Raw genomic sequence first — 18,718 nt, forward strand, 5'->3', positions numbered from 1 at the left:
CGACGGATCCCCCGCAGTCCCACGGTGAATACCAACGCATAAACCACGGAAGCGTGAACGGGGGACAACCCCATCGGTGATGAGTGAAATAGCCCTCGCAGCCGACTTCGCGATCATCGTCGTCGTGGCGACGATCATCGGGCTGATCGCCCGCCAGACCGGCCAGCCGACGATCATCGCGTACATCCTGACGGGGATCATCCTCGGGCCCGTCGCGTTCGACATCGTCACCGACGAGGGGCTCGTCGATCTGATGGCCGAACTCGGGTTCGCGTTCCTCCTCTTCCTGCTCGGGCTCAAGATGCGGTTTAAAGACATTCAGGAGATCCTTCGCCCGGTGACGAACGTCGCGTTCGGCCAGACCGTCCTCCAGACCGCCCTTGCGTTCCTCGTCGCGTGGGCGCTCGGGTTCGACACCACGGAGATCCTCGTGATCGCGCTCGCGACCGTCTTCGGGGCGACCCCGATCATCGTGAAGATCCTCACCGACAAGGACGAGATCACGAGCATGCCCGGCAAGATCGACGTCGGGGTGTTGATCGTCCAGGACATCTATCTCGTGATCGTCCTCGCGCTGTTCGCCGCCGACGACCTCGGCGGGGCGGCCGACATCGCGACGACGCTCGGCGTCATCCTCGTGATGATCTCGTTCATCGGGATCTTCTCGCTCGCCTCCTCGCGATACGTGCTTCCGAAGCTGTTCCGTCGCGTCGCGGACAATAAAGAGGTCTTCCTCATCGTCGCCATCGCCTGGGCGTTCCTCTTCGTCGCCATCGCGGAGGGCGCGGATCTCTCCGCGAAGGTCGGCGCGTTCCTCGCCGGGATCAGCCTCGCACAACTGCCATACAGCAAGGAGCTTGAGGATCGGATCACCCCGATCACGAACTTCTTCATCCTCGTCTTCTTCGCGACCATCGGCCTCCAGATCGACGGCCTCAACGCCCTGCTCGCCTACTGGTGGCAGGCGATCGTCGCGTCGATCATCCTCATGGTCGGGAACTTCTGGATCATGTTCTATCTCATCGACCGCGAGGGGTTCAGCGTCGAGACCTCGTTTTTGGGGTCGATCAACATGATCCAGGTCAGCGAGTTCTCGCTGATCGTCGGCGCGCTCGCGCTCGATCAAGGATTGATCGAATCCGACGTGCTCGGCTATCTCAGCCTCATGGCGCTGTTTACGATGAGCATTTCGACGTACGTCATCGCGTACAACCACACCATCTACGCGAAGCTCGAACCGTGGTTCCGTCGCTTCGAGACCGAAGGGGACAAAAGCGATGCGCTGAGCCACTATCGCGACCACGCGATCGCGATCGGCTACGACGACATCACCGAACAGGCCCTTCCGAAACTGGAGAAACGGTACAGCCAGGTCGTCGTCATCGACCGGCGAACCGATCACGTCGAGGAGCTCGAACAGGAGGGCCGCTATGGGTACGTCTTCGGCGACTTCCGACACACCGAGGTTCGCAAGGAGGCGAACCTGAAGGGGGCCGACTTCGTGCTCTCTTCGAGCGTCGAGCGCGAGGTCAACGAGGCGCTCCTAGCGGAGGTCGCGGACGACGCGACGGTCTTCGTCGAGGCCGAGCGGATCGACGACGCCCGCGCGCTGTACGAACGGGGAGCGGACTACGTCATCATGAGCACCCATCTGACCGCGGAGAAACTCGCCGAATACGTCGAAGCGCACACCACGGACCGCCACGCGTTCGAGGAGGCGATCGCCGGCGACCTCTTCGAGATCGCCGCACGACAGCGACGCAGCCGTGACCGATTCACCGGCCAGCCGGGGGTCGGCGACCGCGGAGGTGAGCACGATGACTGAACAGCTGATCATCGCGCTCGCGGTCATCTTCGTCGCCGCCGGCCTCCTCTCGTTAGTCGCAAACCAGTTCGACCTCTCGCCGATCCCGTTTTACATCCTCGCGGGGCTGCTGATCGGCGGCTTCGAGTACGTGACACAGGAGGAGGTGCTGGTACTTGCACAGTGGGGGATCGCCTTCCTCGTGTTCGTCTTCGGGATCCGGCTCGACTTCGCGAACGTCCAAACCGTCCTCCGGGACGCGGAGTTTGCGGCGTCGATCCAACTGCTCGTCGTCGGGCCGATCGCGTTCGCCATCGGCTACGCGTTCGGCGACCTCTTCGGCTTCGGGGAGCCGGTTCGGAACGCCCTCTATTTCAGCGCGGCCGCCGTCCTCAGCTCGTCGCTCGTCGGCGGGGAGGTCCTCAGGGGAGAGATCCGGGAAAACCTCGTGCACGGCCGGCTCGCCTCCTCGATCCACTTCTTCGATGACCTCGTCGCACTCACGCTGCTCCTCGTCATCACCGCCGACGCGTTCACGGCCGACGCGATCACCTCACAGCTCGGCTACGGCGTGCTGTTCATCGCCGCAGGGCTGTTTCTCTACCGGCACGGGTTCCAGATCCTCGTTCGGCTCGCCGACGGGGACGGCGAACTCGTCCTCGTCGGCAGCATCTCCATCCTCATCGCCTTCCTCGCGGCCGCGGAGTATGTGGGCCTCTCCATCGTCGTCGGCGCGTTCGCCGCGGGGATCGCCATCCGGGACGACGGCACGAACACGCTCGAGGTCCGCAACGGGATCGACTCGATCGCCGACTTCTTCGGGGCCATCTTCTTCGTCACCATCGGCGCGCTCGTCTCGATCCCCACCGTCGAGGTGGCGCTCGTGGCGGCGGCACTCGTCGGGGTCGTGTTGATCTTGAACCCGCTCGTGCACACGCTGGCGTTTATGTATGAGGGCTATGATTCCCGGACGGCGTTCCTCGCGAGTTCGAGCCTGAATCAGGTGAGCGAGTTCTCGCTCATCATCGCGATCCAGGCGCTTCTGCTCGGGACGATCGTCGACGCGGTATTCGAGGCGATCATCCTCGCCGCCGTCGTGACGATGGCGCTGACACCCGCCGCCCGCCGATGGAAAGACCGGATCTTCGAACTCGTCGTCTCACGCGTCTTCCGCAAACAGCGGACCCGAAAGGTCGACGAGCGAAGCGAGGTCGACGGGACGATCGACGATCACGTCATCGTGCTCGGATACGGGCGGCAGGGACGACGCATCGCCGAACGGCTCGAGGAGCTCGATCGACCGTACGTGGTGATCGAAAACGATCCCATGCTCTGGGATGAGTTGCGGGCGAACTGCCGGAGCTACGTCCTCGGCGACGCGATGTCGGCGTATTCGTGGGAGAAAGCCGGGATCGACCGTGCCGCGCTCGTCGTCTCGACCGTGGATCATCGGGAGCTATCGGAGACGATCTGCACGCTCGAGACCGACGCCGACCTCCTCCTGCGTTCGGAGTCGTCGGCCGAAGCCGAGCAGTTGCTCGATGCCGGCGCGGCCTACGTTACCGTACCGAACGTGGTTGCCGGCAGGGAGCTCGTCGAGATCGTCGAGGCGTTATCCACCGGCGAGCGCGAGATCTCGACCCTGAAGCGCGAGCACCTCGAGATGCTCGATGCGATAGAGCACGCTGGGTTTGCGAGTCGATACGCGCGGTACTGAGGGGACGGGCGGCGCAAACAGCATCAAACAGCGTCAACGCCGGCTTCAGAACGGGCCGTCGAGAGACTCGTGGACGAAAAAGATCAACGCGAGCCCGACGAGAAAGAGCGGAATGGCGATCGCTACCGAGAGTTCGATCGCCTCGGCCAGCCCGAGCGCGGCGTAGACGAGGAGCCCGACGGCGATCCCGTAGATCACGAGGTTGCGAGCGACCCGGGCGACTTCCGTCGTTTCGAGCATGTCCGTGATTCTCGAACGGGCTCAAAAGTATTGTCGATCCCACGAGTGTCGTGGATCGACCAGCGACACCATCCTCATGTATCGTCCACAGAAGCGGTCTCACGTGCCATTCCTCACGTTCACCACGACGGCCATATGACGCAGAGCGAGGCCCGAAAGATTATTTACACCGATTCCGATACGGGAATATGACCGCGAAAATCTCCGTCCTCCACGCCGATGATGAGCCCGATTTTGCGGAGATGGTCGCCACGTTTCTGGAACGGGAGGATGATCGCCTGGAGATCGACACCGTATCGAGTGCGGACGAGGGTCTCGATCGACTCTCACGGGATGAGTATCAGTGTATCATCTCCGACTACGACATGCCGGGTACCGACGGCATCGAGTTCCTCCGTCGCGTCCGCGATCGATGGCCCGACGTTCCGTTTATTCTGTTCACCGGCAAGGGCAGCGAGGAAGTCGCCAGCGAGGCCATCTCAGCCGGGGTGACCGATTATCTTCAAAAACGCCCCGGCACGGAACGGTACCAACTCCTCGCGAACCGCCTCACCAATGCCGTCGATCAACATCGGGCCGAACGACGGCTTCACGAGGAACGACGGCGGTTTCGAGCGCTCTTCGACCGGTTCTCGCAGGCGACGGTTGAGATCGAATTCGACGATGACGAGCCGATCATCACACGGGTGAATCCCGCCTTCGAGGACACCTTCGGATACGACGCCGAGACGCTCATCGGGAACTCAGCCGATCGGTATCTCATTCCCGACGGCCGGCGATCGGAGGCCGAGGCGGTCAATCGCCAACTGCGAAGCGGTGGGTACACGACCCCGAAACCGGTGACGAGACGGACCGCGGACGGCCCTCGGAAGTTCCTGTTGCAAACGGCGGTCTATGACGACGGTACCAGTGGATTCGTCATCTATACCGACATCACCGAAGCCGAGGAACGCGAGCGGGCGCTCGAACGAAGCCGTGGACTGTTGCGTCACACGCAGGAACTGGCCGGCGTTGGCGGCTGGGAAGCCGACGTGGAAACCGGCGAGCAGCGATGGACACGTGGCACGTACGCGATTCACGGACTCGATCCGGACGGCGAGTTCGATCCAGCGATCGACGCGGGGATCGAGTTCTATCATCCGGACGACCAGGGAACGATAGCGGAGGCGGTCGAACGGTGCCGGACGCATGGCGATCCGTTCGAACACGAGCTTCGATTGAACACTGCCGAGAACGACGAGAAGTGGGTCAAAGCCACCGGTGAGCCCGTATACGAGGATGGCGAGATCGTCACGATCCGAGGGGCGATCCAGGATATCACGGCCCAGAAGGAACGGGAACGCCACCTACAACAGTACGAGCAACTGGTCAGGTACTCCCCGGAACTGCTCGTCCTGTTGGATGAGGGGATGACCGTGGAGTATCAGAGCCCGCCGTCGCCGTTGCTCGAGTGGGAGCCGCTGGACGTCGACGGCGTGGACCCACTCGGGTACATTCATCCTGAGGATCATGACGCGGTGAGACGACAGACGACCCAGTTAGCCGAACACCCGGATGAGGTCGTCACGACCGAGTTTCGGGTACGGGACGCTGACGACGAGTGGCGATGGGTCGAGAGCCGCGCACAGAACTTCATCGACGACGAGCCGCTCGATGGGGTTTTGGCCGCGATGCGTGAGATATCCACGCGTAAACGTCAGGAGCAACAGCTTGCCCAATATAGCACCTTCCTAGAACAGCTCCACGAGACGACCCAAACCCTCCTGGAGACGACCGACGTCGACGAGGCAGCCCGATCTATCATTACGGGGATCGAGACCATCTTCGAGTTCGATATCGTTGGTGTCTGGCTACGGGCGGACGATCGGTGTGCACTCGAGCCGGTTGCGACCTCGGAGCGTGGCCAAGATCTGATCGCGGAGCCGCCGACGTACACGCCGGAGGGACGGTCGCTATCGTGGGCTGCCTACGAGGAGGGAACGCTGCGATACATCGCCGATATGAGCGAACACGATCAACGGATGAATCCGGACACACTGATCGGAAGCGAACTGATCGTCCCGATCGGTCGCTACGGTGTGTTGAACATCGGCGCAACCGAACCTGAGGGGTTCACCGAGCAGGATATCAAACTGCTCGAACTGTGGAGTGACACGCTCAGGGTTATCCTCGAACGGATCACACAGATCGAACTGCTTCGGAAACGCGAAGCCGAACTCACCCGTGAACGTGACCGACTCGATGAGTTCACCGGGATCCTCTCACACGACCTTCGAAACCCATTAACCGTCGCACAGGGGCGGCTCCGACTCGCTGCAGAGGAGACCGGAAACGACCATCTGTTACCGGCAACACGAGCGCTGGATCGGATAGAGACGCTGCTCGATGAATCGCTCGCGTTGGCCCGACAGGGGAAGGTCGTCGGTGAAACGGAGTCGGTGGCCGTCGAAGCGATCGCCAAGGAGTGCTGGGAGACCGTTCCCACCGAGGCGGCAACGCTTGCGATCGAGGACCCGCCAACGATACGGGCGGATACGGACCGGTTACCGCAAGTCTTTGAGAACCTCTTCACGAATGCGGTTGAACATAGCGGACGATCGGTCACGATCACCGTACGGGGGATCGACGGGGGATTCTGCGTGGCCGATGACGGCGTGGGTATTCCGGCCGAAGACCGATCACGGCTGTTCGAACGCGGCGTGACAACGAGCGGTGACGGACGGGGCTTTGGATTGGCGATCGTCAAACAGATCTGTGAGGCACATGGGTGGCAGATCGACGTGGCCGAGAGCGACGCCGGCGGCGCGCAATTTCGTATCACGAACGTCGATCTCATCGAGTGATCGATCGATATCCCCGGCAGGGCTGCACGCCGTTCCCGTTGATCCACCGTCGACGCGTCTATACGGCCGTATCACGTATCGGCGTTCATGAGCGAAACTGAAACCGCGACGCTCGGTGGCGGCTGTTTCTGGTGTGTCGAAGCGGCGTTCAAGGAGCTTCCCGGCGTTGTCGAGGTCACCTCGGGCTACGCGGGCGGCCATACCGAGGATCCCACCTATCGGGAGGTCTGCAGCGGACGGACGGGCCACGCCGAGGTCGTCGCCGTGGAGTACGATCCGGACGTACTCCCATATCCGGACGTGCTGAAGGTGTTTTTCACCGTCCACGACCCGACACAGCTCAACCGACAGGGGCCGGACGTGGGAAGCCAGTACCGGTCGATCATCCTGACACACGACGACGAGCAGGCGCGCATCGCCGCGGAATACATCGAGGAGCTCGAAGCCGAGAGCGTCTATGACGACGAGATCGTCACCGAGGTCGAACCGCTGTCGACGTTTTATCGCGCCGAGGAGAAACACCAGGACTACTACGAGAAGAACCCGGGCGACGCCTACTGTACGTTCCACGCCGACCCGAAGATCGAGAAGGTTCGCAACCTGTTCGTCGAAGCTGAACGCTGATCGGCGTTTCAGTAGAATCGACAGCTCGATAGAATCGACGTCGCGTCCGACGCGAGCGTCGGTCGCTTCCACGGGTTCGAAGATCGGATTCGGGGGCGGTGTGGGAGCGGGATTCCCGAACCCGAATGCACACGGACGACGGACGGTGGAAGCGAGTGCCCGGCCCGCCGTGCCCGGTACGGGGATAGCCGGCCGGTTACGTCCGCGGCATATGCCACAATGGAGATCTATTTAATGAAGCCATCGGCCAAACTATTCGATCTGATAACTGAGGGCGAGCGATGCGACTTCATCGCGGGGTGCAAGCGACCTGGTGCCGGTGATTGACGGCAGAGGTATCGAAGCCGACAGGGGAGCTGCCGGAGATCGGCAGCGGAAGTATCGAGGCCGATGGGCGAGGTGCGGCGGTCCCGTCAGTGACCGGACGAGGACACAACGAAAGGCGAAGGGAGGCGGGTTGATGGGCGATCGGCAACACGATGGACCCCCGGATCGTGTCGGGCCGCTCACCCGGTGGCGGACGGGCGCGGTCGATTTTTTCTGCCGAATCCAACGAGAAAAGCGTCGGTCTCCGGCGAACATAGCTACGGCCTTCTTACGTTTAAAGGTAGGCGTTTCCTCGCCGGCGCCGATCGACTCACACGTCGACGCGAACCGAGCGCCGGAGCGCGCGTTCGAGGTTGTCGAGTTCGGCGTCGAAGTTGCGTTTGAAGAAGGTCTCGACGCCCGGCAGCCGACCGTCGACGACGAACTCGTTCGCGAGCCGACAGCCGTCCTCGGTTTCCGTGATCGTGTGTTCGCCCGTCACGCGGAACGCGCGGGAACGGCCGACGAACTTCACGTGCCGCGGGGGATCACGGGCGACTTCCTCGGTCTCGACGGCGATCGTCGAGCGGATCATCGGGATCGGCAGCGCGACCTGCCACGTCGCGCGTCCAGCACCGTGGACGGTGAAGGTATCCACCACGCTGATCGCGCCGGCGCGCTGTTCGGCGTCCGAGATGAACGCCCACACGTCCTCGACGGGGGCGTCGAACTCGAACGTCCGAGAGGCTCGGACGGTCATATGTCGATAGTTGTCGCGGCGGGGGGTTAAAGCAAACGGGGTCACGGGCGGGCGATCACTCGCGGTCGGTGAACGCCTCGACGACCGCCTCGGTATCCTCGACCACACGATTTCGGTCGATGTTCTCCCCGCGATAGGTCCGCTCGACGACGGCATCGGGATTGGCGAGGAACGTCACGACGGGGTGTGCGAAGTCGTAATCCTCCAGCCGGTCGCTTTCGGTCGTCCGCTCGAAGCCGATCCCCATCTCCTCGGCGACGAGCGATTCGGCCTCCTCGGGCGTCTCCGGCCGGAGGTAGTGCCAGTTGCCGAGCGAGAGATCGGCGCCGATCGTCTCGGCGTTGTCCGCGAGCGCCTCTGCGTCGTCACGCTCCGGGTCGAACGTGATCGGCAGGAACGCAACGTCGTCGGTGAGTCCCGCCTCATCGATCATCCCCTGTACGCCGGCGAGCTGGTTGAGGAGGATCCCACACTCCGCCGGACAGTAGGTGAAGATCGCCGTGAGGATCATGGTTCGGTCGATCGACTTCACGTCGATCACCTCCCCGTTGAGCGGGTCTTCGAGTTCGATCGACGGGAGCGATTGGCCGTATGCCGGATACGCGAGCGCCTCGCTTTCGGCGACTTGATCGGACTGTTCGCCGAGGACGACCCCCTCGGGGCCGTCATCGAGTACCGCCGAACACCCCGCGAGCAACGTCGCCGTCGCCGCCCCCATACCGCCAAGCAACCTCCGTCGGTCCATATCGGACCGGAAGCGATCGTCGAATAAAACGCGTCTGGTGCGTTCGACGAACGAGCTTCACTTCGCCGTCAGAACGGCGTGTAGTAGGGGATCGGCGGATGCGGAAGCGGGATGCCGAGCGCGAGCAACCCGTGCTGAAGCGGGATGTAGCCGAGCGCGATGAACGCGACGCCCAGCACGCGGTGGGCACGCATCCGCGTCGTCCGACTCACCGACGTGAGGAGGGTGCCGGTGAGAAACAGCGCCGGGATCGTCCCGATCCCGAGGACCCCGAGCGCGACGGCGCCGCCTGCGGCATCGCCCTGGATGAACGCGTAGAGGAACGCGGGGTAGAGCAGCGGACAGGGCAACAGCCCGTGGGCGGCGCCGAGGCCGACGATCCGTCCGTCCCCAACCCACGCGTCGACGCGGGGGACGATCCGCCCGGTTACGAACCCCGAGGCGGCCGTGAGCCCGGGTATCGCGATGTGACGGAACTCCAACGTCAGCGCGTACCGGATCCCGACGGCGATGATGACGGCCCCGACGAGCAGTCCCGTCAGCGCGTGGACGTCGCCCGCGATCGTCGTCACCGTCGGCCCCGTGACGAAGACGAGACTTCCCGCGAGGCCGAACAGCCCGCCGAGGGTAGCATAACTCGCCGTCCGGCCGAGGTTGAACAGGGTGTGCTGGCGGACCTGTCGAACCGTCAGGTTCTGCCCCCTGGTGCCGCCGTCGGTGCGCATTCGGTCCGCGTACATGGAGACGAGCGGGCCACACATCCCGAGACAGTGCGCGCCGCCGAGCAGCCCGATCAGGAGGAAGACGCCGAGTCCGAGCGGCTCGCTGGAGTGGATCGCGCCGCCGGCCGGCTCACAGCTTACCATCGGTTCCCACCCCCGGCAGACCGGAGCCGATCACGTGTCCGTCGCCTCACGATCGACGGGAGGGGGTGGACGTCCCTAACCGATCTGGTGGGCCTCTCGAACGGGGCCTCCCACACCGACCTCTCAAACGGGGGCTCGCCCGCGACTCGCCCTGGCCCTCCGGGACCGCCGGGGATCACTCACCCACGACGGCGTCGATCTCCGCGATCAGCTCCGCGGCGTCCATCGTCCCGTCGCTCGCGTAGGCGACCCGGCCGTTCGGGTCGATCACGGCGGTGTACGGGACCGACGTCGCGTCGAGTTCGGTCGTCAACATGAGGTCCTCGTCGAGCCCGACCGTCCACGCGCCGTCGTGTTCGTCCCACCAGTCGACGACCGTCTCGCGGTCGACGGAGACGCCGACCGGCTCGTTGGTGACGGAGACCATCGTCGCGTCGACCTCGCGTTCGACCGCCCGGAGGGTCTCCATGTACGCCGCACAGCTCGAACACCACGTGGCGAACAGCTCTACGACGGTCACGGAGCCGGGCTCGGGCACCTCCCGTCTCCCCGCCTCGCTGCCGGGCGCATCGAGCGTCTCGACCTCGACGGGAGCGAGGGTCGATCCGTCATCGCGGCGGCGGTGATAGGCGTACGCGCCGCCGCCGAGGGCGATCCCGACGGCGCCTGCGGCCGTGCTGAGGAGCGTGCGTCGGTTCATGGGTGTGCGTCTCGGTTCATAGGTGTGGCTCGGTTCATGCGAGCGTGTCTCGATTCATGATTCGTGGGGGATCCGGCGGGCGGAGTTGGTCACGACGACGATGCTGCTCGCGGCCATCGCCAGCGCGGCGAAAAGCGGGTTGAGAAGCCCCGTGATCGCGAGGGGGATCGCGATGGCGTTGTAGAGGAACGCCCAGCCGAGGTTGACGGTGATCCGTCGGTTCGTCCCGCGCGTGAGCGTGAACAGCTCGGGTATCGCCTCCAGCCGGTCGTCGAGGAGGACGGCGTCGGCGGCGTCGGCCGCGAGGTCGGTCCCGCTCGCGACGGAGACGCCGAGGTCGGCGGCCGCCAACGCGGGCGCGTCGTTGCTGCCGTCGCCGACCATCGCGACGCGCCCCTCGGCGGCGAGCCGACGGACCGTCTCGGCTTTCGCCTCCGGCGGCACCTCCGCGAACGTCTCGTCGATCGCGGGGTGCTCCCGGAAGCGGCTCGCGGCGGCCATGGAGTCGCCGGTGAGGACGACGACGCGCTTGCCGCCATCGGCGAGCCGCGTCACGACCGCCTCCCAGCCCTCACGAAGCTCGTCGCCGACGACGACGATGCCCCGAACCACGCCGCCCCAACCCACGAACACGGGGACGTACCCGCCCGACTCGGCACGGTCCGCGGCATCGACGGCCTCCTCGGGGACGTCCCAGCCGTCCTCGAACAGGGATCGATGGCCGACGAGGGTCTCGGCATCGTCGACGCGCCCACCCACGCCCCGATCGAGCACCGAGACGGAGTCGGTATCGACCGGGGTATGGGCGCTCCCGTCGATCGGGGGCTTACCCCCGGGTTCGGCGCCGCCCACGACGTCGGCCCCGCCGTCGGTCCGGGCCGCTCCGGCGGACTCGATCGGTTCGACCGACTCCACGATCGCCCGAGCGACCGGATGGACCGAGAACCGTTCGAGCGCGGCGGCCCGGTCGAGGATGCGCTCGATCGGGTCGGCCTCCGCAGGGCGGTCGCCGTCAGTCACCCCGACGGGAACGACCTCCAGCACGCCCATCTCGCCGTCGGTGAGCGTCCCGGTCTTATCCAGGACGACCGTGTCGATCTCCTCGCCGTCCTCGAAGACGACGTCCGAGACGATCACGATCCCGCGGCGTGCGGCGTCGCGGATCCCCGAGGCGATCGCGAGCGGCGTCGCGAGCCCGAGCGCACACGGGCACGAGACGATCACCACCGTCAGCGCGATGAGCGCCGCCGCCGTCAGCGACGCCCCGCTAAACAGGTACACCGCGCCGACGACGGCCGCGAGCGCGAGCACGAGGGGGACGAATATCGTCGCGAGCTTGTCGACCAGCCGCTGGATCCCCGATCGCGAGCTCTGGATCTCCCAGAGGAGCCCGACGAGCGTATCGAGGGTGCTCGTCGCGCCCTCGCCGACGGTCACGACCACCGGCGCGTCCGTCACCACGGTTCCGCCACGGACCGGGTCGCCCGCACGCTTGGTCCGCGGAAGCGACTCCCCCGTGATGAGCGCCTCGTCGACCGCGGCGGTCCCCTCGTCGACCGTCCCGTCGAACGGGATCCGCTCCCCCGGGCGGACGAGGACTTTGTCTCCCCCCTCGACGGCGGCTGGCGGAACGGTCTCCCCGGAGGCCAGCCGAACAGCCCCCTCGCCCGCCGTCGTCAGGTCCGAAAGGAGGCCGGTCGCCCGGCGTTTGATCCGTGACTCGTAGTGGTTCCCGGCGATCACGACCAACACGACCGCGACGGTGACGTCGAAATAGAGGTCGGTTCGGCCCACCAGCATGGCGAGCGTGCTGTAGGCGTACGAGCTCAACGCGGCCACCGACACCAACAGATCCATGTTCGGCTGGCGAGCCCGGAGGCTGACGTATGCGCCCCGAAGGATCGGGAAGCCGGTATAAAAGAGGACGATCGACGTGAACAGCCAGATGTGTGCAAAAAGGTACAGACCGTCGATCCCTCCGAGCCCGACGATCGGGTCGTAGCCGAAGTAGGTCGGGTAGAGGAAGATGATATACCAGAGCATCGTCATCATTCCGAAGAAGCCGCCGCCGATCAGGAAGCGAACGACGGCAACGTCGTCACTGACGGGTTCCGGCTCGGCCCGGTCGCTCGCGACGTAGCCGGCGACGGAGAGGCGTTCCGGGAGCTCCGTCGGGCTCACCCGATCCGGGTCGTATTCGACGCGGATCGTGTCGGTCGCGTAGCTCGCCTCCGCCGCCTCGACGCCGGGCTGGTTTCCGGCGGTCAGCTCCAAAAACGACTCACACGTCGAACAGTGCATCCCGTCGACGTGCAGGAAGGCGGTCTCGCCGTCGAAGTCGTCGTCCGTCCGGGCCGCCGGCGTCCGCCGCTCCAGCTCCTCGGCGTCGGAGATGTCATCCAAGGAGCTTGCGACCGCCAGACAGCCGCGACAGCAGTACTCGCCCTCGACGTCCGATGCAGTCACCGGATGCGGCTCGGTCGGCAGGTCACACAGGGTGCAGTTCGACATGGCTGGTTCGAGGGTCGACGGGGCGGAGACGGCGCGAGGGGTTGATAAACGGGTCGGGATCTTACGCGTCCGAGGAACGGCCGGGAAGTCCCACCGAACCGCCGGTTGCGATGCGAAGCGAGAGCCAGATCAGGAGCACGTTGAGCGCCGCCACCGCGACGAGGAGGTCACCCATCGCGACCGCGTACACGATCACCGGCGCCAGCGCGCCGAGCACTAAGAGCCCGACGATCTGCAACGGGAGATTCATATCGGTACCATGGGCTCATCGGATATATATCGGTCGGCACATTACCAGCTGCCGGGAAGGGTTGTGGGTTTAATATGCACGCAAAGTAGGGATCGAGTATGGCCGGTAGCGACACCGCATCGACGGTCACCGGAGAAGTGAACCCCCCGGGGGACGGGGAACCGATACACGAGGACGCCGAGACGGAGGAGTTCGATCCGATCGGCACGCTCGCGTTGATCATGACGTACTTCGCGATCCTCGTCATCGCGTGGGTGTACGTGTACTTCATCGAATTCCTCAGCCGCGACCTGACGGTTATTGGGTGATACCTGATGCACGTTCACGCATACGAGAAACTCTGGCTCGCGCTCGCCATCGTGTTGATCCTGCTTCTCATCGGCAGCGTCACCTATGGCGCGGTCGGGCCGGGAATCGCGATGGTCGCGGACTCACAGGACCCGGTCGACCCGCAGGCGCTCGATGAGGACGACCGCTTCGCCGAACCGCGCGTCGAGCAGGTCGGCGAGGACGAGTACGCGGCCTACGTCGAGGCGTACCAGTTCGGCTTCGATCCGGACCCGATCGTCGTCCCCGAACACAGCACGGTGACGTTCTACGTCACCTCGCCGGACGTGATCCACGGCTTCCAGGTCGTCGGGACGAACGCCAACACGATGGTGGTCCCGGGTGAGGTCGCCGCGATCACCGTCGAGGTCACCGAACCGCAGGTGTACGGGGTCGTCTGTAACGAGTACTGCGGGTCGGCCCACCACGCGATGGAGGGGACCTTCGAAGTCGTAAGCGACGAGGAGTACGAGGAGTGGCTCGAGGAGAACCAAGACGGCGATGACACCGAGGACGGCGCCGCTGATGAGAACGGCGAGGAGGGTGAGGACGCATGAGCGCCGAACTCGAAGCCGAACCGACGTTCGTCGATAAGTTCCCCGAGGAGGCGCGGATCATCCGCGCGGCGATGTGGGGGTCGTTCCTCGCGCTCACGCTCGGGGCGATATTCGGCATCATCCAGACGCTCCACCGGACGGGGATCGCCCGTCCGTTCAGCTCCGTCGACTACTACACGTTCCTCACCGCCCACGGCGTCTTCCTCGTCATCAGTTTCACCATCTTCTTCCTCGTCGGGCTGTTCACGTGGGCGGTCGTGCGGAGCCTCGACCGCCCGCTTTTGAACACGAAGATCACCTGGACGTGGTACGGGATGATGGCCGCCGGGATGACGATGACCGGCGTCTCCATTCTCGCCGGCTTCACGGCCCGCATCGACATGAGCGCCGACGTGCTCTTTACGTTTTACGCGCCGCTGCAGGCGCATCCGCTGTTTTATACCGGTCTCGTGGTCTTCGTCGTCGGGACGTGGGTCGCCGGCGCCGACTGGTTCCGGACGTGGCTCGCCTGGCGCGAGGAGAACCCCGGCGAGCGGATCCCGCTACAGACGTTCATGGTGCTGACGACGATGATCATGTGGTACATCGCGACCCTCGCGATCGCCACCTCCATCCTCGTCTTCCTGCTGCCGTGGTCGCTCGGGCTCATCGAGTCGGTGAACCCCACGCTCACGCGCACGCTGTTCTGGTTCTTCGGCCACCCGGTCGTCTACTTCTGGCTCATGCCAGCGTACATGCTCTGGTACACCGTCCTGCCGAAGATCGCCGGCGGACGGCTCTTCAGCGACCCGCTCGCACGGGTCGTCTTCGTGTTGTTCCTCCTGTTGTCGACGCCGGTCGGGATCCACCATCAGTACCTCGACCCCGGCATCGCGGAGGGGTTTAAGTTCATCTCGATGACGAACACGATGTTCCTGCTCCTGCCGAGCCTGATCACGGCGTTCACCGTCGTCGCGAGCGTCGAGTACGGCGCTCGGCGTCGCGGCGGGACGGGGATCTTCGGCTGGCTTCGCGCGCTCCCGTGGCGAAACCCCGCGTTCACCGGCATGATGCTCGCGGGGCTGATGTTCGCCGCCGGCGGATTCTCCGGGATGATCAACGCCGGCTTGAACATCAACTACATGATCCACAACACGATCTGGGTGCCGGGCCACTTCCACCTCACCGTGGGAACCGCGGTCGCGCTCACCTTCATGGCGGCGACATACTGGCTCTGGCCACAGCTCACGAACCGGCCGCTGTACAGTCCGCAGATCGGGTTGGCACAGGTCGTCCTCTGGTTCGTCGGTATGGCGCTCATGACGAACGCCATGCACTCACAGGGGCTTCTCGGCGTGCCACGGCGGACCGCGGAGCCGGAGTACGCCGGCTTCGATTATCCGATGGCCTTCGGCGGGTTCGAGGAACTCAACCTGCAGATCGCCATCGGCGGGACCATCCTGTTCGTCTCGACCGTCCTGTTCATCGCCAACATCGTGATCACGAGTTGGAGCCCGAAGGCGTCGGGGCTCGCCCGGCCGCTGCCGCCGGCGCTCTCCGGCCCGGAGGACGCCCCGAAGGTGCTCGACAACCTCCGGCTCTGGGTGGGCATCGCGCTCGTCCTCGTCGTCCTCGCGTACGCCCTGCCGCTCGCCGGGATCATCTCCAACAGCGGGGTCTTCGGCACCGGCGCGGGAACCTATCCGGTCTGGATCGACGCGACGACCGCGCTCGCCGAACGGGTGCTCGCCGCCATCACGACGGCTGCTACCCTCCTCGTGGACGCCATAACGGGGGTGAGCTCGCTATGAGCGTCGACATCACGCGTGGCGGCTTGCTCGTCGGGCTCGCGGTCTTCGGCGTGATCGTCTACGAGCTGCGCACCGTCCTCGACATGCTCGGGCTGCCGCTGCCGTTGATCCCGTACATGGCCGGGGTCTTCATCCTCATCGGGCTCATCATCTGGGTGATCTCGGTTAAGGGCGGCTGGCGAACGGAGCCACGGGGCGAGAAGACCTCCTAACGATGGCCACAGAGACGGAGACGCAACGTTCCCGCCCCGCCCGGTTCACCGGCCTCACGGGCGTCGCGTACCGCGGCCTCCTCGGCGGGACGCTCGCCGCGTTGGCGTACGCAACGGTCCTCGTCGCGTACCTCGTGACGACGCCCACGGAGGTGCTCGATCCGAGCCGCGCGGCGTATCCGCTGATCTGGTTCACCGTGGCGGCGGCGTGTCTCGCGGCGGCGTTCGGAACCGGCGGGGGGACGGCCGGCACGACCGGACGGCAGGGCGGTTCGCGCCGACGGCTGGCGTGGGCGGTCGGCGTCGGCTACGTCGGCGTGCTCGCACTGATAAGCGGCACGCTCTCGGTCGGTCTCACGGGCGTCGGCGTCGACGCGGCGGCCGGCCTCCCCGGATGGGGCCCGATCGTGCTCGCCGACGGGGTCGTGTTCTCGCTCGCGGTCGTCCCGTTTCAGTTCGTCGGCTACGTCGCCCTCGGCGCGTTGCTCGCGAAGGGGATCACCGCGAGCGCCGGCTCGCTCTTCGCGGGGACGCTCGGGCTGTTCAGCTGTGCCGGCTGCGTGTTCCCGGTCGTCGCCGCCGGTGCCTCCGCGCTCGGCGTGCCGCTGTTCGCCGACGGCGTCTCGATCGTCGTCTCGACGGCCGCCTTCGGCGTGACGGCCGTCGCGCTCGTCGGGTTGGTCGTTCACGGGGAACGGCGATCCCCGTCGTGCTCGCGGTGAGCGGTTTTTATATCCCTCTCAGGCGACGACCCGCCGACGCACCCGTTCGAGCGTGACCGTCACGGCGCGGCCGTAGCCGAGCGCGACGACGGCTATCATCGCGCCGGCGACGCTCCAGCCGAACAGCGCGAGGAGCGCCCGGCCGGCGTTCACGGTGGGGCCGTCGCCCTCGAAGGCGACGCCGATCACGTGATCGAAGACGAGCCCGCGGAACGCCCCGTTCGAGGTGAGCGCGAGCAGATCCGGCAGGGCCGCCGCCGGCGTCCCGGTCGACAGCGAGCGCAACACGGCGAGGTCGCCGCCGAGCACGCCGCCCGCGAGGACGAGCCCGCCGAGGGCGATCGCGCCCCGTCGGCTCCCGGCGAGCGCGGAGAGCCCGGCGGCGACCGCGAGGTAGGCGGCACCGAGGAGGACGGCAAAGGTGAGAAATCGGACGTAAAGAAGCGGCGAGTCGACGCCCGTGTGGGTGGCGTAGATCCCCGTATCGGGGCTCGCGGTCGCCCAGACGTAGCCGCCGACGAGCACGTACGGCAGCCCCACGACGACGATCAGCGCGAGCAGCCGGGCCGCGAGGATGCCACCCACGTAGGTGACGGCACCGACGCCGAAGGTACGGATCACGGCGAGTTCGCCGGTCGCCCGGTCGGTCCGTAGCGCCCGGTAGCCGAGCACGACCGCGGCGAGCGGGACGAGCACCTCGGTGGCCAAAAGCAGGTCGACGACCGCCGGGACGAATCCGGTCGCGCCGCCACCGCCGACGGCGACGAGCCCGCCCACGACGATCAGCAGCCCGACGACGAGCAGCGCGTACGCCGGGGTCCGTGCGACGGTCACGAGCTCGCGCCGAAAGACCGTCGTGAACGCGGCGGGACGGCCGCTCATCGGTCCGACACCCCCGGGACGTGGACGGCGGTGTCGTCCTCGCCGTTCGTCGGCTCAGGCTCGGCGTCCTCATCCGCCGGTGGCGAATCGGCGTCGGCGCCCTCATCGGTTGCCGACGACGGGCCCTCCCTCACCGGAGTGGCTCCGACGATCGACCGGTAGACCCCGGTGAGGTCATCCGCCCCGTGATCCGCGAGCAGCCGTTCGATCGGACCAGCGGCGGCGACGCGACCCCGATGGAGCGCAACGACGTGGTCGGCGTACGTCCCCGCGAGTTCGAGGTCGTGCGTGCTCACCACCACCGCGGTTCCCTCGCCGGCACGTTCGCCGGCCGCCGCGAACGCCCGCTCGCGCATTCCGGGGTCGAGCCCGCTCGTCGGCTCATCGAGGACGACGACCGGGGGATCGCCGAGGGTCGCAACCGCGATACCGAGGAGGCGACGCATCCCACCGGAGAGCGCGTCCACCCGGCGGTCGCCTGCATCCGCGAGCCCGACGCCGGCGAGCGCGTCGTCGACCTCGTTCCCCGCGCCGATGAGGCGTCCGTAGAACGCGACCGTCTCGCGGGCGGTGAACGTATCCCGGAACGGGACGTCCTGTGGAAGATAGCCGACCCGCCCGTCGACTGCGGGGCCGTGGCGACGTACCTCGCCGGAGACGGGTGGTATCCGGCCGACGAGCGTCCCGAGCAGCGTCGACTTCCCCGATCCGTTCGGCCCGATCACGACCGTCAAACCCGGCGAGAACGCGACGGAGGCGTCCTGCAGGACGGCGACGCCGCCGTAGCTTCGAGTGACGTCGTGGGCTTCGATCAACGGTTCACTGGCCGTTTCCGTGTCATTCATGCGTTCGGGAGACTGGC

At 65.9% G+C, this 18,718-nt stretch carries 18 protein-coding genes; 9 read left to right on the forward strand and 9 right to left on the reverse strand.

Annotated features, from left to right (window positions below):
* Window positions 1-79: 79 nt before the first annotated feature.
* Window positions 80-1,825: a cation:proton antiporter gene (locus tag CHB65_RS02265; RefSeq protein WP_089383407.1), complete on the forward strand. Its 1,746-nt coding sequence runs from the start codon at window positions 80-82 to the stop codon at window positions 1,823-1,825.
* Complete coding sequence (locus tag CHB65_RS02270; RefSeq protein ID WP_089383470.1) at window positions 1,818-3,521, forward strand: cation:proton antiporter; 1,704 nt, start codon at window positions 1,818-1,820, stop codon at window positions 3,519-3,521. Before CHB65_RS02265 ends, CHB65_RS02270 begins: the two co-directional genes overlap by 8 nt.
* A gap of 45 nt (window positions 3,522-3,566) precedes the next feature.
* On the opposite strand, the gene CHB65_RS02275 is transcribed toward CHB65_RS02270, so the two are convergent.
* The gene (locus tag CHB65_RS02275; protein ID WP_089383408.1) at window positions 3,567-3,761 is read right to left on the reverse strand and encodes a hypothetical protein; all 195 of its coding nucleotides are present in this window, start codon (window positions 3,759-3,761) and stop codon (window positions 3,567-3,569) included.
* Window positions 3,762-3,949: 188 nt separating this feature from the next.
* Here CHB65_RS02275 and CHB65_RS02280 point away from each other — a divergent pair, with 188 nt between their 5' ends.
* Window positions 3,950-6,604 carry a hybrid sensor histidine kinase/response regulator gene (locus CHB65_RS02280; protein ID WP_089383409.1) on the forward strand — a complete coding sequence of 885 codons (2,655 nt, stop codon included), beginning with the start codon at window positions 3,950-3,952 and terminating at the stop codon, window positions 6,602-6,604.
* Between the two features lie 87 nt (window positions 6,605-6,691).
* Window positions 6,692-7,228: a peptide-methionine (S)-S-oxide reductase MsrA gene (gene msrA / locus CHB65_RS02285; RefSeq protein ID WP_089383410.1), complete on the forward strand. Its 537-nt coding sequence runs from the start codon at window positions 6,692-6,694 to the stop codon at window positions 7,226-7,228.
* A 637-nt stretch (window positions 7,229-7,865) separates the two neighbouring features.
* Here the strand turns inward: msrA and CHB65_RS02290 are convergent.
* The 6 genes from CHB65_RS02290 to CHB65_RS02315 form a co-directional block, all read right to left on the reverse strand.
* Window positions 7,866-8,294 carry an SRPBCC family protein gene (locus tag CHB65_RS02290; RefSeq protein WP_089383411.1) on the reverse strand — a complete coding sequence of 143 codons (429 nt, stop codon included), beginning with the start codon at window positions 8,292-8,294 and terminating at the stop codon, window positions 7,866-7,868.
* A 55-nt stretch (window positions 8,295-8,349) separates the two neighbouring features.
* Window positions 8,350-9,039, reverse strand: coding sequence for an SCO family protein (locus CHB65_RS02295; protein ID WP_089383412.1), 690 nt, complete (start codon window positions 9,037-9,039; stop codon window positions 8,350-8,352).
* 68 nt (window positions 9,040-9,107) lie between these two features.
* Window positions 9,108-9,905: a sulfite exporter TauE/SafE family protein gene (locus CHB65_RS02300; protein WP_089383413.1), complete on the reverse strand. Its 798-nt coding sequence runs from the start codon at window positions 9,903-9,905 to the stop codon at window positions 9,108-9,110.
* A gap of 175 nt (window positions 9,906-10,080) precedes the next feature.
* A complete protein-coding gene (locus CHB65_RS02305) occupies window positions 10,081-10,605 on the reverse strand; it encodes a TlpA family protein disulfide reductase (RefSeq protein ID WP_089383414.1) in 525 nt (174 codons plus the stop codon).
* A gap of 54 nt (window positions 10,606-10,659) precedes the next feature.
* Complete coding sequence (locus tag CHB65_RS02310) at window positions 10,660-13,116, reverse strand: heavy metal translocating P-type ATPase (protein WP_089383415.1); 2,457 nt, start codon at window positions 13,114-13,116, stop codon at window positions 10,660-10,662.
* A 61-nt stretch (window positions 13,117-13,177) separates the two neighbouring features.
* Window positions 13,178-13,366, reverse strand: coding sequence for a hypothetical protein (locus CHB65_RS02315; protein ID WP_089383416.1), 189 nt, complete (start codon window positions 13,364-13,366; stop codon window positions 13,178-13,180).
* 98 nt (window positions 13,367-13,464) lie between these two features.
* Here CHB65_RS02315 and CHB65_RS02320 point away from each other — a divergent pair, with 98 nt between their 5' ends.
* From CHB65_RS02320 to CHB65_RS02340, 5 genes are read left to right on the forward strand one after another with little or no spacing between them, the layout of a single operon-like run.
* Window positions 13,465-13,674 (forward strand): hypothetical protein, encoded by a 210-nt coding sequence (locus CHB65_RS02320; protein WP_089383417.1) that lies wholly within the window; start codon window positions 13,465-13,467, stop codon window positions 13,672-13,674.
* Between the two features lie 6 nt (window positions 13,675-13,680).
* The gene (locus CHB65_RS02325; protein ID WP_089383418.1) at window positions 13,681-14,250 is read left to right on the forward strand and encodes a cytochrome c oxidase subunit II; all 570 of its coding nucleotides are present in this window, start codon (window positions 13,681-13,683) and stop codon (window positions 14,248-14,250) included.
* Window positions 14,247-16,040 (forward strand): b(o/a)3-type cytochrome-c oxidase subunit 1, encoded by a 1,794-nt coding sequence (locus tag CHB65_RS02330; protein ID WP_089383419.1) that lies wholly within the window; start codon window positions 14,247-14,249, stop codon window positions 16,038-16,040. The genes CHB65_RS02325 and CHB65_RS02330 overlap by 4 nt, the downstream gene beginning before the upstream one ends.
* Window positions 16,037-16,252 carry a CbaC protein gene (locus CHB65_RS02335; RefSeq protein ID WP_089383420.1) on the forward strand — a complete coding sequence of 72 codons (216 nt, stop codon included), beginning with the start codon at window positions 16,037-16,039 and terminating at the stop codon, window positions 16,250-16,252. The genes CHB65_RS02330 and CHB65_RS02335 overlap by 4 nt, the downstream gene beginning before the upstream one ends.
* A 2-nt stretch (window positions 16,253-16,254) precedes the next feature.
* Window positions 16,255-16,974, forward strand: coding sequence for a DUF7546 family protein (locus tag CHB65_RS02340; protein WP_089383421.1), 720 nt, complete (start codon window positions 16,255-16,257; stop codon window positions 16,972-16,974).
* An 18-nt stretch (window positions 16,975-16,992) separates the two neighbouring features.
* Here CHB65_RS02340 and CHB65_RS02345 read toward each other — a convergent pair whose 3' ends face one another.
* Together CHB65_RS02345 and CHB65_RS02350 are read right to left on the reverse strand one after the other, a co-directional pair.
* Window positions 16,993-17,856, reverse strand: coding sequence for a copper ABC transporter permease (locus CHB65_RS02345; RefSeq protein WP_089383422.1), 864 nt, complete (start codon window positions 17,854-17,856; stop codon window positions 16,993-16,995).
* Window positions 17,853-18,701: an ABC transporter ATP-binding protein gene (locus CHB65_RS02350; protein ID WP_089383423.1), complete on the reverse strand. Its 849-nt coding sequence runs from the start codon at window positions 18,699-18,701 to the stop codon at window positions 17,853-17,855. Before CHB65_RS02350 ends, CHB65_RS02345 begins: the two co-directional genes overlap by 4 nt.
* Window positions 18,702-18,718 lie beyond the last annotated feature (17 nt).

Origin of the sequence: Halorubrum vacuolatum (genome assembly GCF_900188065.1) — an archaeon.
Taxonomy (GTDB): domain Archaea; phylum Halobacteriota; class Halobacteria; order Halobacteriales; family Haloferacaceae; genus Halorubrum; species Halorubrum vacuolatum.

Bases quoted from the DNA above. Each gene is read 5' to 3' on its own strand.
- CHB65_RS02265 (WP_089383407.1), top strand. From the start codon at position 80: ATGAGTGAAATAGCCCTCGCAGCCGACTTCGCGATCATCGTCGTCGTG.
- CHB65_RS02270 (WP_089383470.1), top strand. From the start codon at position 1,818: ATGACTGAACAGCTGATCATCGCGCTCGCGGTCATCTTCGTCGCCGCC.
- CHB65_RS02275 (WP_089383408.1), bottom strand. From the start codon at position 3,761: ATGCTCGAAACGACGGAAGTCGCCCGGGTCGCTCGCAACCTCGTGATC.
- CHB65_RS02280 (WP_089383409.1), top strand. From the start codon at position 3,950: ATGACCGCGAAAATCTCCGTCCTCCACGCCGATGATGAGCCCGATTTT.
- msrA (WP_089383410.1), top strand. From the start codon at position 6,692: ATGAGCGAAACTGAAACCGCGACGCTCGGTGGCGGCTGTTTCTGGTGT.
- CHB65_RS02290 (WP_089383411.1), bottom strand. From the start codon at position 8,294: ATGACCGTCCGAGCCTCTCGGACGTTCGAGTTCGACGCCCCCGTCGAG.
- CHB65_RS02295 (WP_089383412.1), bottom strand. From the start codon at position 9,039: ATGGACCGACGGAGGTTGCTTGGCGGTATGGGGGCGGCGACGGCGACG.
- CHB65_RS02300 (WP_089383413.1), bottom strand. From the start codon at position 9,905: ATGGTAAGCTGTGAGCCGGCCGGCGGCGCGATCCACTCCAGCGAGCCG.
- CHB65_RS02305 (WP_089383414.1), bottom strand. From the start codon at position 10,605: ATGAACCGACGCACGCTCCTCAGCACGGCCGCAGGCGCCGTCGGGATC.
- CHB65_RS02310 (WP_089383415.1), bottom strand. From the start codon at position 13,116: ATGTCGAACTGCACCCTGTGTGACCTGCCGACCGAGCCGCATCCGGTG.
- CHB65_RS02315 (WP_089383416.1), bottom strand. From the start codon at position 13,366: ATGAATCTCCCGTTGCAGATCGTCGGGCTCTTAGTGCTCGGCGCGCTG.
- CHB65_RS02320 (WP_089383417.1), top strand. From the start codon at position 13,465: ATGGCCGGTAGCGACACCGCATCGACGGTCACCGGAGAAGTGAACCCC.
- CHB65_RS02325 (WP_089383418.1), top strand. From the start codon at position 13,681: ATGCACGTTCACGCATACGAGAAACTCTGGCTCGCGCTCGCCATCGTG.
- CHB65_RS02330 (WP_089383419.1), top strand. From the start codon at position 14,247: ATGAGCGCCGAACTCGAAGCCGAACCGACGTTCGTCGATAAGTTCCCC.
- CHB65_RS02335 (WP_089383420.1), top strand. From the start codon at position 16,037: ATGAGCGTCGACATCACGCGTGGCGGCTTGCTCGTCGGGCTCGCGGTC.
- CHB65_RS02340 (WP_089383421.1), top strand. From the start codon at position 16,255: ATGGCCACAGAGACGGAGACGCAACGTTCCCGCCCCGCCCGGTTCACC.
- CHB65_RS02345 (WP_089383422.1), bottom strand. From the start codon at position 17,856: ATGAGCGGCCGTCCCGCCGCGTTCACGACGGTCTTTCGGCGCGAGCTC.
- CHB65_RS02350 (WP_089383423.1), bottom strand. From the start codon at position 18,701: ATGAATGACACGGAAACGGCCAGTGAACCGTTGATCGAAGCCCACGAC.